The 15587-nt window shown below is 68.1% G+C and carries 16 protein-coding genes; 7 read left to right on the top strand and 9 right to left on the bottom strand.

What is annotated here, in order from left to right; translation table 11 throughout:
* Positions 1-21: 21 nt before the first annotated feature.
* A complete protein-coding gene (locus tag ABG80_RS15630; RefSeq protein ID WP_083506159.1) occupies positions 22-675 on the bottom strand; it encodes an RNA pyrophosphohydrolase in 654 nt (217 codons plus the stop codon).
* A 103-nt stretch (positions 676-778) separates the two neighbouring features.
* On the opposite strand from ABG80_RS15630, the gene ABG80_RS15635 reads away from it, so the two are divergent.
* Positions 779-2554 (top strand): proline--tRNA ligase, encoded by a 1776-nt coding sequence (locus ABG80_RS15635; protein WP_058088530.1) that lies wholly within the window; start codon positions 779-781, stop codon positions 2552-2554.
* A gap of 165 nt (positions 2555-2719) precedes the next feature.
* Complete coding sequence (locus ABG80_RS15640) at positions 2720-3361, top strand: lytic transglycosylase domain-containing protein (RefSeq protein WP_058088664.1); 642 nt, start codon at positions 2720-2722, stop codon at positions 3359-3361.
* Between the two features lie 58 nt (positions 3362-3419).
* Here the strand turns inward: ABG80_RS15640 and ABG80_RS15645 are convergent, their stop codons facing one another.
* The 6 genes from ABG80_RS15645 to hemA form a co-directional block, all read right to left on the bottom strand.
* On the bottom strand, positions 3420-3992 hold the full coding sequence (locus ABG80_RS15645) for a UbiX family flavin prenyltransferase (RefSeq protein ID WP_058088531.1): 573 nt from the start codon (positions 3990-3992) through the stop codon (positions 3420-3422).
* The gene (gene grxD / locus ABG80_RS15650) at positions 3989-4300 is read right to left on the bottom strand and encodes a Grx4 family monothiol glutaredoxin (protein WP_058088532.1); all 312 of its coding nucleotides are present in this window, start codon (positions 4298-4300) and stop codon (positions 3989-3991) included. The genes ABG80_RS15645 and grxD overlap by 4 nt, the downstream gene beginning before the upstream one ends.
* A gap of 111 nt (positions 4301-4411) precedes the next feature.
* A complete protein-coding gene (locus ABG80_RS15655) occupies positions 4412-5227 on the bottom strand; it encodes a hypothetical protein (protein ID WP_058088533.1) in 816 nt (271 codons plus the stop codon).
* Positions 5228-5386: 159 nt separating this feature from the next.
* Positions 5387-6313: a peptide chain release factor N(5)-glutamine methyltransferase gene (prmC, locus tag ABG80_RS15660; RefSeq protein WP_083506162.1), complete on the bottom strand. Its 927-nt coding sequence runs from the start codon at positions 6311-6313 to the stop codon at positions 5387-5389.
* Positions 6303-7439, bottom strand: coding sequence for a peptide chain release factor 1 (prfA, locus tag ABG80_RS15665; protein ID WP_058088534.1), 1137 nt, complete (start codon positions 7437-7439; stop codon positions 6303-6305). The genes prmC and prfA overlap by 11 nt, the downstream gene beginning before the upstream one ends.
* Entirely contained in the window at positions 7436-8848 is a 1413-nt protein-coding gene (gene hemA, locus ABG80_RS15670; protein WP_083506163.1) for a glutamyl-tRNA reductase, read from the bottom strand. The genes prfA and hemA overlap by 4 nt, the downstream gene beginning before the upstream one ends.
* 109 nt (positions 8849-8957) lie before the next feature.
* Here hemA and ABG80_RS15675 point away from each other — a divergent pair, with 109 nt between their 5' ends.
* The 5 genes from ABG80_RS15675 to bioD all read left to right on the top strand — a co-directional run bounded on the left by ABG80_RS15675 (position 8958) and on the right by bioD (position 12529).
* On the top strand, positions 8958-9197 hold the full coding sequence (locus tag ABG80_RS15675) for a hypothetical protein (RefSeq protein WP_235513884.1): 240 nt from the start codon (positions 8958-8960) through the stop codon (positions 9195-9197).
* 85 nt (positions 9198-9282) lie between these two features.
* Complete coding sequence (queE, locus tag ABG80_RS15680; RefSeq protein WP_058088535.1) at positions 9283-9945, top strand: 7-carboxy-7-deazaguanine synthase; 663 nt, start codon at positions 9283-9285, stop codon at positions 9943-9945.
* A gap of 44 nt (positions 9946-9989) precedes the next feature.
* Positions 9990-10361, top strand: a complete 372-nt coding sequence (locus ABG80_RS15685; RefSeq protein ID WP_058088536.1) for a 6-pyruvoyl trahydropterin synthase family protein — start codon at positions 9990-9992, stop codon at positions 10359-10361.
* A 3-nt stretch (positions 10362-10364) separates the two neighbouring features.
* The gene (gene bioA / locus ABG80_RS15690) at positions 10365-11747 is read left to right on the top strand and encodes an adenosylmethionine--8-amino-7-oxononanoate transaminase (protein ID WP_058088537.1); all 1383 of its coding nucleotides are present in this window, start codon (positions 10365-10367) and stop codon (positions 11745-11747) included.
* A 56-nt stretch (positions 11748-11803) separates the two neighbouring features.
* Positions 11804-12529, top strand: coding sequence for a dethiobiotin synthase (bioD, locus tag ABG80_RS15695; RefSeq protein WP_058088538.1), 726 nt, complete (start codon positions 11804-11806; stop codon positions 12527-12529).
* Between the two features lie 5 nt (positions 12530-12534).
* On the opposite strand, the gene ABG80_RS15700 is transcribed toward bioD, so the two are convergent.
* Together ABG80_RS15700 and ABG80_RS15705 are read right to left on the bottom strand one after the other, a co-directional pair.
* Complete coding sequence (locus ABG80_RS15700; protein WP_058088539.1) at positions 12535-13965, bottom strand: putative bifunctional diguanylate cyclase/phosphodiesterase; 1431 nt, start codon at positions 13963-13965, stop codon at positions 12535-12537.
* Between the two features lie 165 nt (positions 13966-14130).
* Positions 14131-15471, bottom strand: a complete 1341-nt coding sequence (locus tag ABG80_RS15705; RefSeq protein WP_058088540.1) for an ABC transporter substrate-binding protein — start codon at positions 15469-15471, stop codon at positions 14131-14133.
* Between the last annotated feature and the right edge of the window lie 116 nt (positions 15472-15587).

Raw genomic sequence — 15587 nt, forward strand, 5'->3', positions numbered from 1 at the left:
TGTCAGTGGATCACTTGCAGCTCACTTGGCACCGATTGAATTCAGCCCACCTGGTTCGTCGCTCGCCAATTCGGCGTCGGCCGCGTTGCTGGCGTGGGGCCAACCCAGGTCTTCGCATGCCTCCGCGAAATCTGCCCGGCTGGCCTGTGCGCCGCGCATGCTGCCGCGCAGGTAGCGGTTGCCACCACCGCCGCCATTGAGAGGCTTTGGCAGGAAGCGAGCCAGCTCGGACAGCGCCAACTGGTAGACGTCACGCTTGAACTCGATGACCGTCTCCAGCGGCACCCAGTACTCGTGCCAGCGCCAGGCGTCGAATTCAGGGTGGGTGCTGGCCCGCAGGTTCATGTCGCAGTCGCGACCCATGAGTTGCAACAAGAACCAGATTTGTTTCTGGCCCTTGTAGTGCCCGCGCGCGTCTTTGCGGATGAAGTGCTGAGGCACCTCATAGCGGAGCCAGTCCCGCGTGCGCGCCACGATGCGCACGTGCTCGGGCAGCAAACCCACCTCTTCGTGGAGTTCGCGGAACATCGCCTGCTCAGGCGACTCACCATGCTTGATGCCGCCTTGAGGGAATTGCCAGGAGTGGGTGCGGATCCGCTTGCCCCAAAATACCTGGTTCCGGTGGTTGAGCAGGATGATGCCGACGTTGGGCCGAAAGCCTTCACGGTCGAGCATAATCAACTCCGAATTTTCAACTGGTTTCATTATTGCACCGCTGAGCCGAAACGCCTAGAGCGTTTGTCAAGGCCTCAATCGAGCGGTGCTCTTTTTTTCTGCCATGAAAGCCTCTCAGTTCTTCATCTCCACCCTGAAAGAAGCCCCGGCTGATGCCGAGATCGTCAGCCACAAGTTGATGATGCGCGCGGGCCTGATCAAGAAGCTGGGGGCGGGCCTGTACAACTACATGCCCATGGGGCTGCGCTCGATCCGCAAGGTCGAGAACATCATCCGCGAGGAGCTGAACAAGGCAGGTTGCGTCGAGCTGGTCATGCCCGTGGTACAGCCCTCCGAGCTGTGGCAAGAAACCGGCCGCTTCGACAAGATGGGCGACGAGCTGCTGCGCTTCAAGGACCGCCATGGCCGCGACTTCGTCATCCAGCCCACGGCTGAAGAGGTGATCACCGACATCGCGCGCCAGGAGCTGCGCAGCTACCGCCAGCTGCCCAAGAACTTCTACCAGATCCAGACCAAGTTCCGCGACGAGCGCCGCCCGCGCTTCGGCGTGATGCGTGGCCGCGAGTTCACGATGAAGGACGCCTATTCCTTCGACCGCGACGTGGAAGGCGCTGGCAAGACCTACGACGCGATGTACGCGGCCTACTCGCGCATCTTCGAGCGCCTGGGTCTGCAATTCCGCGCCGTGGCCGCCGACACGGGCGCCATCGGGGGCGACCGCTCGCACGAGTTCCAGGTGATCGCCGACACGGGCGAGGACGCCATCGTTTACTGCCCCACGAGCGACTACGCTGCCAACATCGAGCTGGCCGAGGGCGTCGCGCTGATCGCCACCCGTGGGGCCGCAACGCAAGCGATGGAGAAGGTTGCCACGCCGGGCAAGAGCACCTGCCCCGACGTGGCCGAGCTGCTGGGCCTGCCGCTGAGCCAGACCGTCAAGTCGCTGGTGCTGGCCACCGACGAGACCAACGACCAGGGCGAGATCGTCAAGTCCACCATCTGGCTGCTGCTGGTGCGCGGCGACCACGACCTCAACGAAGTCAAGGCCGGCAAGATCGAGCTGACCGATGGCAGCGGCCAGACCACGGGCCTGAAGGCAGGCTTCCGCTTCGCCACCGAATCCGAAATCGTCGAGCACTTCGGCACCAAGCCCGGCTTCCTCGGTCCCATCAACCTGAAGAAGCCCGTCAAGGTCATCGCCGACCGCACCGTGGCCCACATGGCCGACTGGGTGTGTGGCGCCAACGAGGCGGGCTTCCACATCCGTGGTGTGAACTGGGGCCGTGACCTGCCCGAGCCCGACCTGATCGCCGACATCCGCAACGTTGTCGAAGGCAACCCCTCGCCCGACGGCAAGGGTGTGCTGGCCATCCAGCGCGGCATCGAGGTGGGCCACGTGTTCTACCTGGGCACCAAGTACTCCAAGGCGATGAACGCCACCTTCCTCGATGTGGACGGCAAGCCCAAGCACTTCGAGATGGGGTGCTACGGCATCGGCGTGACGCGCATCCTGGGCGCGGCCATCGAGCAAAAGCACGACGAGCGCGGCATCATCTGGCCGGACAGCATCGCCCCGTTCACCGTGGTGATCTGTCCGGTGGGCTACGACCGCTCCGAGGCCGTCAAGGCCGCCGCCGACGAGCTGCATGCGCAGCTGCTGGCCAAGGGTGTGGACGTCATCCTCGATGATCGCGGCGAGCGCCCGGGCGCCATGTTCGCCGACTGGGAGCTGATCGGTGTGCCGCACCGCGTGGTCTTCGGCGACAAGGGCTTGAAGGACGGCGTGGCCGAGTACCAGGGCCGCCAGGACACGGAAGCGACCAAGCTGCCCGTGAACGAAGTCCTGAGTCAGCTGCTTTCTCGCTTGCAGATCGGCTGATCGGGGCGATGTCGCTGGGTTAAGGTTGTCTTTGTCATGCTGCCGCCTTTGCGCCTTTTCTCGTGGTCACCTGCCTTGCCTGCGTTGCCTGCGTTGCCTGCGTTGCAGGAGGCGCGTGGCTGGGTGAGGCGCAGCCGGCTTGGTTTGGCGGTGCTGTGCCTGGCGATGGCGCCGCGACTGGCTCAAGCTGGTGCCCAGGCCGAAGAGCCCCTTGCAGACTCGGTGCGCACCGCGCTTTCTGCGGCCATCGGACGCAGCGCGCCAGCCCTGAGTTTTGCCGATGCCCGCCAGCGTCAGCAGTGCGAAACCTGGGCCGCGTCGCTGGAGAGCAAGCTCCTCAAACGCAAGCCCGATGAGCTGGTGCGCAAGGAGTTCCTGGTCACCGTCTGCTACGAGGCCAAGCGCGCAGGGCTGGAGCCCAGTCTGGTGCTGGGCCTGATCCAGGTCGAGAGCGGTTTCCGCAAATACGCGATCTCGTCGGTGGGCGCTCGGGGCTACATGCAGGTCATGCCCTTCTGGTCGCGCCTGATCGGCACGGGCGACCCGGCCAGCCTGTTTCACATGCAGACCAACCTGCGCTTTGGATGCGTGATCCTGCGTCACTACCTCGACCGCGAAAAGGGCAACCTCTTCATGGCCCTGGGTCGTTACAACGGCAGCCGAGGTCGGGCCGAGTACCCGAACATGGTCACGGCGGCGTGGCGCACCTGGAAGGGCGCCGATGACGTGCTGGGCACCACCCGCATGGCCGGCGCCGAGAACACCGGTGCAGGGGTGAGGCTGGTCAGCGAGGCGCCTCAGCGCTGATCGGGCAGGGCTGGCCGTTGGACGCCGTCGCTCGGCGACGGCTTCGCCAGGTTGCCCCTCAAAGCCCCTGCCACTCGCTGGGCCGAGCGCCTTCGATGCCCACCAGTTGCAGCACCCGCTCGACGGTGTCGTCGATCAGCTGTGCAATGGTCTGCGGCTTGTTGTAGAAGGCCGGAAGCGGCGGAAAGACGATGCCGCCCATCTCGGTGACGGCCGTCATGTTGCGCAGGTGGGCCAGGTTGAAGGGCGTTTCGCGCACCATCAGCACCAGGCGCCTGCGTTCCTTGAGGGTGACATCGGCCGCGCGCGTGAGCAGGTTGTCGCCGAAGCCATGCGCCACGCAGGCCAGCGTCTTCATGGAGCACGGAGCGATCACCATCGCGTCGGTGGTGAAGCTGCCGCTGGCGATGCAGGCACCGACGTCGCCGGGCGCGTGGGCCTGGGTGGCCAGGGCTTCGAGCGAGCTTCGGTCAAGCCCCAGCTCGTGGTGCACGTTGAGGATGCCAGCCGGTGTGGCCACCAGGTGGGTCTGCACGCCGATGTCGCGGGCGCGCTCAAGCAGGCGCACCCCGTAGGCCGCGCCGCTCGCGCCGGTGATGCCGACGATCAGGCGCGGCACCCTGGGGCTCACTTGGCCAGTTCCTGCTGCAGCTCGCCGGACTGGTACATCTCCATCATGATGTCGGAGCCGCCAACGAACTCACCGTTGACGTAGAGCTGCGGGATGGTGGGCCAGTTGGCGTATTCCTTGATGCCCTGGCGGATGGCTTCGTCTTCCAGGACGTTGACGGTCTGCAGGTCTTGGACGCCGCAGGCCTTGAGGATCTGCACGGCGCGACCGGAAAAACCGCATTGCGGGAACTGGGCGGTGCCCTTCATGAACAGGACCACCTTGTGGCCTTTGACCAGGGCATCGATGCGTTGTTGAACGTCGCTCATGGGTGCTTCTCTCGGGGGAAATCGAAAACAGGCCCGGTTATATCAGGCCTGTTCACCTGAGCGTGGCGCAGGGACACCCGGCTTGCAGGGGCTCGGACCCTCGTTGGCGCTTCAGAAGGCGTAGCCGACCGAGACCTTGACCACCGGGCGCATGCGCAGGCCGCGCACCAGGTCGCTCACCGAGCGGTCGCCCTGCAGCAAGCCGGTGAAGCGGTCGGTGCTGTCCGGGTCTGTGTTGAGCAGGCCTAAATCGGCGTTGAAGCGCCAGGTGCTGGCCTGCCCGATGGATTCGGTGCGGGTGCTGTAGCCTGCGCCCACGTAGGCCTGGGCCTGGGGCAGCAGGTTGCGGCGCCTCAGGCCAAGGGGTGAGCCGAGGGTGTCGAGTTGCTGCAGGCTCAGGTTCAAGCCGCCACCGTGTTCGCCACTGGACCACCAGGCCTGACCGGCTTCGCCGCTGACCAGGCCGACGGTGGCGCGAAAGCCGCCTTCGACGTAGTGGTCGGCCAGGACGTGCAGGCTGCGCATGCGCAGGCCGCCTTCGACGGGTTGGGCCAGCACGAAGCTGTCGCGAACGGGGTTGACAGGGCGCTCGATGACGGCGCCGATGCGCCCTTCCCAGTCGGGCCAGGGGCCGCTGTCGCGCAGGGCGAGGCCACCACCGTCGATGCCGCCTGTCGCACGCTCGGCGGAGGCAGGTGAGCCCAGGCGCGCGGGCCAGGGCAGGCGGGCGGTGGTGATCCCGTCACCCGTGCCCCCCTGGCTGAGGATGTGGGCGCCGCGGGGCACCATCTGGGCCTGCGCAGGGTGGTGCAGGGCGCTGGTCAGCAGCAGGGTGCCTGCCAGCACAGCGAGCGCGCGCGCGGACCAGGCCGATGCGGGGTCGGGCTGGTCGGCGATGGGGCGACGACGGTGTTGGGCTTGGCGCATGCGGCACTCCTGGGGACCACGTCCATGACATCCCATGCTAGGCAGGCGAGCCCGGTTTGTGGGCCCGAGTTGTGTGCCCTTGTTGGGGCCTTTTTGCCTGATGGGTTGGGCGCGGTGGGAGGACAAGGCTAGCGAGCGCGCTCCTGGTCGTGCATGGGTTTAACCCGTGGTCTGGAGGGCCCCAGGCCACCTGCCTCCGGTGCAGCGGGGTCGCTCCCCCAGGTCGAAGCGGGTGCTCACGTCGGTGAAACCGGCCGCTTGCAACAACTGTTGCACTTGTGGCGCCTGGTCGTGGCCGTGCTCCAACAGCAACCAGCCGCCTGGTTTCAGGTGGGTGGGTGACTGGCGGGTGATGTGACGCAGGTCGTCCAGGCCATCCGGACCGGCGGTCAGGGCGGTGCGGGGTTCGTGGTGAAGGGCGGCCAGGTGGTGGTCGCCTTCGGCGATGTAGGGCGGGTTGCTGGCGATCAGGTCGAAGCGTTGGCCGGCCAGGGGCTCGAACCAGCTGCCTTGTCGCCCTGTCACCTGGCGCAGGCCCAGGCGCTCGGCGTTGCCCAGGGCCACGGCCAGGGCGCCTGCCGAAAAGTCGACCGCAGTGACCTGGACCTGGGGGCGCTGGCTGGCGATCGCCAGGGCGATGGCACCGCTGCCGGTGCCCAGGTCTGCGACGGTGCGCGCCTGGTCACCTGGCAGCAACTCCAGCGCCCAGTGCACCAGGGTTTCGGTGTCGGGGCGGGGGATGAGGGTGTCGGGCGTGACGCGCAACAGCAGGCCGAAGAATTCCTTTTCGCCTTGCAGGTAGGCGAAGGGCTCGCCTGCGGCGCGACGGCGCAGCCAGTCGAGCAGGCGCGGCAGGTGCTCTGTGGGCAGCGGGTCGCGGTCGTGCGCCAGCACCCAGCTGCGCGAGACGCCCAGCACGGTGCCGACGATGAGCTGGGCGTCGAGGCGATCGAGGCCGGCATCGCGGGCCTGGTTCAGGGCGTCTGCGACGGTGAGTGGGGCCGGGGAGAAGGCGTCGGCTGGCGTGGCGCTCGTGGGCAGCGCGACGGTGGCGCCCGGCGGCAGCGGGGCGTGCTCAGGTGCCATGCGCGGCCTCCAGCTCGGCGAGTTGCTCCGCGGCCTGGGCCGACAGCAGCGCGGCGATCACCTCGCCGAGCTCGCCCTCCATCACCGCGCCCAGCTTGTAGAGCGTGAGGTTGATTCGGTGGTCGGTCAGGCGGCCCTGCGGGAAGTTGTAGGTGCGGATGCGGTCGGAGCGGTCGCCGCTGCCCACGAGGCCCTTGCGGGTGGCGGCTTCTTTGGCCTGGCGGGCGATGCGCTCCTGGTCGCGGATGCGCGCGGCGAGCACCGCCAGGGCCTTGGCCTTGTTGCGGTGCTGGCTGCGGTCGTCCTGGCACTCGGCGACGATGCCGGTGGGGATGTGCGTGATGCGCACGGCCGAGTCCGTCTTGTTGATGTGCTGGCCGCCGGCGCCGCTGGCGCGGTAGGTGTCGATGCGCAGGTCGGCCGGGTTGATCTGCACCTCTTGGGCCTCGTCGGGCTCGGGCAGCACGGCCACGGTGCAGGCGCTGGTGTGGATGCGGCCTTGTGATTCGGTGGCGGGCACGCGCTGCACGCGGTGGCCGCCGGACTCGAATTTCAACTGGCCGTAGACGCCGGTGAGCACCGTGGGGTCGGGGCGTTCGGCCTCCAAGCGCAGCACGATTTCCTTGTATCCGCCCAGGTCGGAGTCGCTGGCCGACATCACCTCGCAGCGCCAGCCCTTGCGTTCGGCGAAGCGGGTGTACATGCGGGCCAGGTCGGCGGCGAACAGGGCCGATTCTTCGCCACCGGTGCCGGCGCGGATTTCGAGGAAGGCGGGGCGAGCGTCGTCGGGGTCGCGGGGCAGCAGGGCGGTTTGCAACTGGTCGATGAGCTGCTCGAGGTCGGCTTCGGCCTGGGTGACTTCTTCTTGCGCCATGGTGCGCAGGTCGGCGTCGTCGCCGGCGCCTTGCAGCATCTCGCTGGCCTCGACCAGGTCCTGCTGGCGGCGGGTGTGGCGCTGGGCCAGGTCGCACACGGCGCTGACCTCGGCGTGCTCGCGCGAGAGGTCGCGAAAGCGGCGGTTGTCGGCGGCGACGGCGGGGTCGGCCAGGGCCGCGTCGAGTTCCTGCAGGCGGCGGGCCAGGCGGTCGAGCGATGAGGCCAGGGCGGGCGCGAGCGAGCGGCTCACGCGTCGGGCTCCGCGCTGGGGCCGGGCGGACGGAGGTGACCTGTGGAGGCTGGCGTGGACGTGGGGTCGCTGGGTGAGCGTTGGCCGGTGGCGGTTGGGCCCACAGGAGGAACGCGGGGGGGCTCACCGCGCAGGAACAGGCGCGACAGCGAAGCCGCCACCTGTGGCCGGTGCCGCGCGTCGGCGCTGTGCAGCTCGGCCAGGGCGCCGTGCAGCATCTTTTGCGTGAGGCCGCGCGAGAGGGCTTCCATCACGGCCTCGATGTCTTCGCCCTTGGCCAGCAGCTTGCGGGCGCGCGCGATCTCGGTGGCGCGCCAGTCGTCGGCCTGGGCCTGCAGGGCCTGGATCAGGGGCACGGTGGTGCGCTGGTCGAGCCAGCTCACGAAGCCTTGCACACCAGTCTCGATGATGGCTTCGGCCTGGGCGACGGCGGCCTGGCGTTTTTCGCCAGCCGTTTGCACCAGGGCGGAGAGGTCGTCGACGGTGTATAGGTAGACGTCACCCAGGCGCGCGACCTCGGGTTCGATGTCGCGCGGCACGGCCAGGTCGACCATGAACATGGGGCGGCGCTTGCGGGCCTTGAGGGCGCGCTCGACCGCGCCCAGGCCGATGATGGGCAGGGTGCTGGCGGTGCAGGAGACGACGATGTCGAACTCGTGCAGGCGATCGGGCAGGTCGGCCAGGCGGATGGCCTGGGCACCCAGGTGGGTGGCGAGCTTTTCACCGCGCTCGAGCGTGCGGTTGGCCACGGCCATGGCGCGCGGGTTGCGCGCCGCGAAGTGCGTGGCAGTGAGCTCGATCATCTCGCCGGCGCCCACGAAGAGCACCTTGGTGCGGCCCAGGTCTTCGAAGAGCTCGGCGGCCAGGCGCACGGCGGCGGCGGCCATGCTGATGGAATGCGCGCCGATCTCGGTGGAGGTGCGCACCTCTTTGGCGACGGCGAAGCTGCGCTGAAAGAGCTGGTGCAGCGTGGTGCCCAGGGTGCCAGCGGTGTCGGCCTCGCGCACGGCCTGCTTCATCTGGCCGAGGATCTGGGGCTCGCCCAGCACCATGGAGTCGAGCCCGCTGGCGACGCGGAAAGCATGGCGCGCGGCCTGGCTGTTTTCGAGCAGGTAGGTGTGGCGCAGCAGCTCGTCGGGGCCGACGCGGCCGATCTGGGCCAGCCAGTCGACCGCGATGTGGCGCAGGGCTTCGGGCGAGGCGCCCACGCCACCGGCGGCGCAATAAAGCTCGGTGCGGTTGCAGGTCGACAGCAGCGCGACTTCAGGCTGGGCGGACTGTGGCGAGCCGGTCAGGCGCTCGTGCAGGTGCTTGAGCGCCGGGGCGAGTTGGTCCACCGCAAAAGCAAATCGGCCGCGCAGGTCTACGGCGGCCGTGTGGTGGTTCAAGCCCAGGGTCAGGACAGTCATGGGCAAAGATTATAAAATCGCTGGTTTGCTTTCGGGCTCGCGCGGGGAAATGATCCTGGGCGAAGGTCGTGGTGGGGTGCAAGTGTTGGTCCAATTTCTCAGCCACGTCGTGAATTTTCTGTTGCCGGCGGTGGCCATGGCCCTGCTGGTGCCTTCGCTGGCGCGTCTCGTCTGGTGGAAATCGCTGGCGTCGGCAGGCTGGTGGCGCCAGGTGAAGCTGGCGGCTGCTGTCAACCTGGTGGTGCTGGTGTTGGGGCTGCTGGTGTTGGGGCGCGATGGCGCCATGTGGACTTACGCCGGCCTGGTGCTGGCTTCGGCCCTCTCGGTGTGGTGGACCGGTCTGCGCTGAGCTGAGCATCGTTCGACATTCCCTCGTCCATCTCATTCAACCGCGCGCTCCTGCGCACGAATCCTGGCAGCCACATCGGCATCTCATGAGCTACAGCGTCAAGGAAATCTTCTACACCCTGCAAGGCGAAGGCAGCCACGCCGGTCGCCCGGCGGTGTTCTGTCGCTTTGCCGGCTGCAACCTGTGGTCGGGCCGCGAGGCCGACCGTGCCACCGCCGTCTGCCGCTTTTGTGACACCGATTTCGTGGGCACCGACGGCCTGGGCGGGGGCAAGTTCGACACGGCGGCTGCCTTGGCCGAACGCATCGCCTCGTTCTGGCCCGCGTCGCAAGCCGGAGCCCAGGGGCAGCGTTTCGTCGTGATCACCGGTGGCGAGCCCATGCTGCAGCTGGACGCGGCGTTGGTCGATGCGCTGCATGCGCAGGGGTTTGAAATCGCCGTCGAGTCCAACGGCACGATCGCCGCGCCTGCCGGCATCGACTGGGTGTGCATCAGCCCCAAGGCGGGATCGACCCTGGTGCAGACTGGCGGGCACGAGCTCAAGGTGGTGGTGCCGCAAGCCGGTTTCACCGAAGATGACTTGCTCGCGTTCGAGAAGCTGGGCTTTGAGCAGCTGCGTGTGCAGGCCATGGACAGCGCCGACCCGAAGGCCCGACGCGAGGCCATGCAATGGGCCGTGCAGTGGTGCCTGGACCACCCGCGCTGGAGCCTGAGTGTCCAGACCCACAAGACGCTGGGCATCCGCTGAAACGCGCGATGCACCAGGCGCCCTCCCGCTGAAGGATTCCCGAGATGTTCGAGTTGAGCCAGACCTTTTCCTTTGATGCCGCGCACACGCTCAAGCGCCAGGTCTCGCCCGAAGAGGCCGCAGGCAGCCGCCGCATCCACGGGCACACCTACACGGCCGAGGTCATGGTGCGCGGTGAGCGCCAGCCTGACAGCGGCATGGTGGTGGACCTGGCCGTGCTGCGCGGGGTGATCGCCGGCATCCGCAACCAGCTCGACCACCACTTCCTCGACGAGGTGGCTGGCCTGGGCGCGCCCACGCTGGAAAACCTGTGCGTGTTCATCTTTGCGCAGGTGCACCAGCAGATCCCGCAGGTCTCGGCCGTGGCGGTGTCGCGCGCGGCGGGTGACCGCTGCGTCTACCGGCCGCAGGCCTGAGCCATGAGCTGGGCTGAGCGCAGCCGCCAGGCCGTCTGGCACCCGTGCACGCAGATGAAGGTGCACGAGCACCTGCCGCCGCGCCCGATCGTGCAGGCGCAAGGGCCCTGGCTGGTTGACGATCAGGGGCACCGCATCCTGGACGCGGTCAGCTCGTGGTGGGTGAACCTGTTCGGGCACGGTTTCGCGCCGATAGGCGAAGCGATCGCCGATCAGTTCAACCGCGTTGACCACATCATGCTGGCCGGGCTCACGCACGCGCCGGTGGTCGAGCTCTCCGAGCGGCTGGGCCGGCTCACGGGCCTGGGCCACGCCTTCTATGCCAGCGACGGCGCCAGCGCCACCGAGATCGCGCTGAAGATGAGCGCGCACAGCTGGCGCAACCGAGGCTGTGCGGGCAAGCACCGCTTCATTGGCCTCGAAGGCGGCTACCACGGCGAAACCGCCGGCGCCTTGTCCGTCACCGACATCCCGCTGTTCCGCGAGGCCTACGCGCCGTTGCTGCGCCTGAGCGCCACGCTGCCTTCGCCCGACCCGCGCCGAGCCCCGCCTGGCGTGTCGGCTGAGCAGCACCTGCAGCACTGCATCGACGCGCTGGCGGCCTACCTGCAAGCGCACGCACACGAAACCGCCGCGCTCATCCTCGAGCCCCTGGTGCAAGGTGCCGCAGGCATGGCCATGCACGATGCGGCCTACCTGGTGGCCGTGCGCCGCCTGTGCGACCAGCACGAGGTCCACTGGATCGCCGATGAAATCGCCGTGGGCTTTGGCCGCACGGGCACCTTGTTCGCGCATCAGCAGGCCATTGGCGAAGGCGGCCAGGCGGTGCGTCCTGACTTCATCTGCCTGAGCAAGGGCTTGACCGGGGGCGTGATGCCGCTGTCGGCCGTGCTGACCACCGACGCGGTGTATGAAGCGTTCTGGGACGACCGCAGCGCGCACGGCTTTTTGCATTCGCATTCGTACACCGGCAACCCGCTGGCCTGCCGCGCTGCGCTGGCCGTGCTCGATGCCTTCGAGGCGCGCGACGAGCAGGGCCACGACGTGCTGGCCCGCAACCGCGAAGCCGCCGCGCATTTCAACGCCCTGACCGAGCCGCTGCGCCGTCACCCGCGCGTCAAGGCCAGCCGTCACCTGGGCATGATCTGGGCTTGGGACATCGACACCAACGAGCCCACGTTCGCCGCGCGCTACCACCGCGCCGCGCTGAACGCCGGACTGTTGCTGCGCCCCATCGGCTCGACCCTTTACGCCATGCCGCCCTACGTGCTCACGCCCGATGACCAGCGCCACCTCGCCGAGGGTTTGCTGCGCGTGCTCGACCTGGTGCTGGCCGAAGTCGATGCCTTGCCCCCAGCTGGCGAGCGCGCCCACCCGCTGGCCTGAGCGCCTCGGCCCCCGTTCACAAGCCTTCGCCCCGATCTCATCAACAGGAGGCCGAGATGGTCGCTTACTTCGTCACCGGCACCGACACGGGCGTGGGCAAGACCCGCGTCAGCGCGGCCTTGCTGCGGGCCCTTCACCAGGCGGGTCATGCACGCGTCGTCGGCATGAAACCGGTGGCGGCGGGCTGCGACTGGGTGACCTGTGAAGACGCCCAAGGCGCGGCCCATGGTCAGTGGCTCAACGAGGACGTGGCCGCCTTGCGTGCAGCCGGCACCCTGGTTGTGCCCCCGGTGTTCGACAACCCCTACGCGCTGCCCGATGCGCTCTCGCCGCACCTGGCTGCGCGCCGCGCCGGTGAAGCCATCGACCTCGATCACATCGAGGCGAGTTTTCACGCCCTGCGCCAGCACGCCGATGCGGTGGTGGTCGAAGGCGCAGGGGGGTTCATCGTGCCCCTGAGCGAGCCCGATCCGATCACCGCCGAAGGGTCGTGGGCCACCAGTGCCGACCTGGCCGTGCGCCTGCGACTGCCGATCGTCCTCGTGGTGGGCATGCGCCTGGGCTGCCTCAATCACGCACTGCTCACGCAAGAGGCCATCGCATCGCGCGGGCTCAAGCTGGCCGGCTGGGTTGCCAACCACGTCGACCCTGACATGGCGGCTCAGGACGAGAACGTGGACACGCTGCGGCGGCGCCTGCAGGCACCTATGCTGGCGCGCCTGGCTTGGGCGCCACAGGCCAGCGCGGCAGAACTCGCGGCCAGCCTGTGCCTGCCGGGCTGAAGGTTTCAGGCGCGCACCGGTGCCCCTGAGCACGGCTCGTCTAAAGTGTTCACCTCGCCGGCGGGCGGGGCCGGGGTGAGCAGCGGCGTGAGCGAGTGGGTGCGCAGGACGTGCTCGCGCAGGGCCTCTATGGGCATCGGTTTGCCAAACAGGTAGCCCTGGAACTGCCGGCAGCCCATGGTTTGCAGGATCTGCAATTGCTCGCGGGTCTCCACCCCTTCGGCCATCACCGCCATGTTCAGCGTGGTGCCCAGGTCCACGATCGTCTTGGCGATCGCCAGGTCACGCGGTTGCGTGAGCAGGTCGCGCACAAAGGCCTGGTCGATCTTGAGCTGGTCCAGCGGCAGGCGCTTGAGGTAGGACAGCGACGAGTAACCCGTGCCGAAGTCGTCCAGCGAGAAGGACACACCGTACTGCTTGAGTGCCTTCATCTTGCCGATGAGGTCGTCCATGTCGCGGGCGAACACGCTCTCGGTCAGCTCCATTTTCAGGCGCTGCGGGGCCACTTTGTGCCGCTCGATGGCCGCCACGGCCTTGACCACGAAGTCCGGCTCGCGGACCTGGTGCACGCTGATGTTGACCGAGATCGTCAGTTGTGCGGTGGTGGGCTCGCTGGCCAGCTCGGCGAGGTGGCGGCAGGCCGTGTCCAGCACCCAGTCGCCCATGGGCAGGATCAGCCCCGTCTTTTCTGCCAACGGGATGAACTCCGCCGGCGAAATCATGCCGCGCCGCGGGTGAGGCCAACGCAGCAGGGCTTCGGTGCCCAGCATCTGGCCGTCCTGGTCGACCTGCGGTTGGTAGTGCAGCGCCAGCTGCCCCAGGCGGATGGCCTCGCGCAAGTCGGCCTCGTAGGCGTTGCGAGCCTCCACATCGGCTTGCATGATGTGCATCGCCAGGTACATGGCCAGGGCGGCCGCCAGGGTGTTGACCTTGCCGCCGATGGTGCGCAGCTCATCTGACAGGTTGTGGGCGGGTTGGCCGACCAGGGTGGTGCAGCCCAGCACCACAAAAGTCAGGAAGATGAACGCGACGATGCCATGGCGCCAGACCTTGGGTGCACCGCGCAGTCCCATGTACATGCCGGTGGCCAGTGGCACCAGGAACAGGTGGGCCGTGCGTGGCATCTGGGCGGTGGTCTGGTCCAGGAACACGCAGGTCAGGCAGACGACGACGTACAGCGCACCGCACTGGATGGCGCCGCCCAGGTAAGGGCGCCCCCGGCTGGCAAACCAGACGGCGAGCCCTCCGGCCAGCACGCCCGGGGCGGGGATCAGCGCGGCTTGCCAGCCAACCAGGTGCAGCAGAGCCAGCGCCCAGCCCAGCGTCATGACGGCCGTGAGCCACCCGCACACGGTCAGCAACAAGGCCACCCGGCGCATGTGCTTGGCGCCCAGGCCGCTTTTGCGGTGGGCTGACGTGGGAATCGATGGCTGCATGGGGGCCTGGGCCGTGGTCGCTCCGAGCGGTGGGCAAGGGATTCGACCCGAGGTTCATCGACGGGCCTTCCAGCTTTTCGACCGAATCGCCCGTCGCTTGAGCCATGCAGCGTGGCCGGGCCGAGCCTTGTCCCGGATCGACGCTGTGCCGGGGTGCGACCGTGCTCAGCGCTTGAGGTAGCCGGCTTCTCGCACCTTGCGCTCGGTCAGCTTCTGCGAGCGCGCGAGCACCTCGTCGATGCTCGGCGGACTGGGGGCCAGCACCCGCGCAACCTCCTGGGCCACGGCCGAGCCAATGGCCTGGAACTCCGGGATGCCCACCCACTGGATGCCGACGTAGGGCGACGCGGGCAGGGTGGGGCGCGCCTGGTCGGCCGACAAAATGGCCTGCAGTTCGACCTCGGCGTGCGGGTTGGCGCGCCGGAAGGGCGCCGCTGCGTACGTGGAGCGGCGGGTGCCGCCTGGCACAGCGTGCCAGCCCACCTCGCGCGCCACCAGTTCGGTGTACTCGCGGGAGGTTGCCCACTCGATGAACGACTGCGCCGCCGCCGGCTGACTCGAGCCTGCCGGGATGGCCAGCGACCAGGTCCACAACCAGTGGGCACCCCTGGGCGTGCTGGCCACAGGCGCCTGCAGGAAGTCAACGCGATCGACCACCTGGGACTCCGCAGGGCGGTTGACGAAGGCGCCGGCCACCGTGGCGTCGACCCAGATCGCGCATCGCCCCGCCGAGAACAGCGCCAGGTTTTCGTTGTAGCCGTTGGCGATGGCACCGGGCGGGCCTGCCTCGCGCAGCAGCGATGCATACAGTGTCAGCGCTTGCCGCCAGGCAGGGCTTTGCAACTGCGGTCGCCAGGCCATGTCGAACCACTGCCCACCGTGGGTGTTGACCATGGTGGTGAGCAGCGAGATGTTCTGGCCCCAGCCCGGTTTGCCGCGCAGGCAGATGCCGAATTGGCCTTTGCCGGGCTCGTGCAGCTTGCGCGCGGCATGGGCCACCTGCTCCCAGGTGGGTTGCGCAGGCAGTTGGATGCCGGCTTGCTTGAGCAGGTCGCGGCGCACCAGGGTCATGGTGCTTTCGCCGTAGAAAGGCAGGGCGTAGAGCTGGCCCTGGTGCGTGAGGGCGTCGCGGATGGGCGAGAGCAGGTCGTCGACCTGGTAGCGAGCGCTGGGTTGGAGTGCGCGCAGCCAGCCTCGGCCGCTCCAGACCTGGGCCTCGTAACCCCCCACGGTCAGGATGTCGAATCGGCCGGCCTTCGTGGCCACGTCCCGCGTCACCTGCTGGCGCAACTGATCTTCTTCCAGCACCACCCAGCGGATGCGCACCCCGGGGTGGGCCTGCTCGAAATGGGGCGTGAGCTTCTGCAAGGTCAGCATGTGCCCGTTGTTGACCGTGGCGACCACCAACTCCTGTGCAATCGCCTGCGCACACAGGGCCGGCAGCAGGGCCGCCAGCGTCAAAGCCGCCCTGACCTTCAGGGGGCACTCACATCGATGCAGGTTCATGAGCAGCTTCCGTCAGAATGGAGGCAGGCCGCTGTCTGGGCCACTGACCCGATCGATCACCGGGGGCATGCCCGGGTGACGAAGGACTCGTCCCTCAGGATACTTCAGATCTCCGG

The organism is Aquabacterium parvum, assembly GCF_001447195.1.
GTDB classification, from domain to species: Bacteria; Pseudomonadota; Gammaproteobacteria; order Burkholderiales; family Burkholderiaceae_C; genus Aquabacterium; species Aquabacterium parvum.

Coding starts and splice junctions, on each gene's coding strand:
- ABG80_RS15630 (WP_083506159.1), bottom strand. CDS start 675: ATGCTCGACCGTGAAGGCTTTCGGCCCAACGTCGGCATCATCCTGCTC.
- ABG80_RS15635 (WP_058088530.1), top strand. CDS start 779: ATGAAAGCCTCTCAGTTCTTCATCTCCACCCTGAAAGAAGCCCCGGCT.
- ABG80_RS15640 (WP_058088664.1), top strand. CDS start 2,720: ATGGCGCCGCGACTGGCTCAAGCTGGTGCCCAGGCCGAAGAGCCCCTT.
- grxD (WP_058088532.1), bottom strand. CDS start 4,300: ATGAGCGACGTTCAACAACGCATCGATGCCCTGGTCAAAGGCCACAAG.
- ABG80_RS15655 (WP_058088533.1), bottom strand. CDS start 5,227: ATGCGCCAAGCCCAACACCGTCGTCGCCCCATCGCCGACCAGCCCGAC.
- prmC (WP_083506162.1), bottom strand. CDS start 6,313: ATGGCACCTGAGCACGCCCCGCTGCCGCCGGGCGCCACCGTCGCGCTG.
- hemA (WP_083506163.1), bottom strand. CDS start 8,848: ATGACTGTCCTGACCCTGGGCTTGAACCACCACACGGCCGCCGTAGAC.
- queE (WP_058088535.1), top strand. CDS start 9,283: ATGAGCTACAGCGTCAAGGAAATCTTCTACACCCTGCAAGGCGAAGGC.
- ABG80_RS15685 (WP_058088536.1), top strand. CDS start 9,990: ATGTTCGAGTTGAGCCAGACCTTTTCCTTTGATGCCGCGCACACGCTC.
- bioA (WP_058088537.1), top strand. CDS start 10,365: ATGAGCTGGGCTGAGCGCAGCCGCCAGGCCGTCTGGCACCCGTGCACG.
- bioD (WP_058088538.1), top strand. CDS start 11,804: ATGGTCGCTTACTTCGTCACCGGCACCGACACGGGCGTGGGCAAGACC.
- ABG80_RS15700 (WP_058088539.1), bottom strand. CDS start 13,965: ATGCAGCCATCGATTCCCACGTCAGCCCACCGCAAAAGCGGCCTGGGC.
- ABG80_RS15705 (WP_058088540.1), bottom strand. CDS start 15,471: ATGAACCTGCATCGATGTGAGTGCCCCCTGAAGGTCAGGGCGGCTTTG.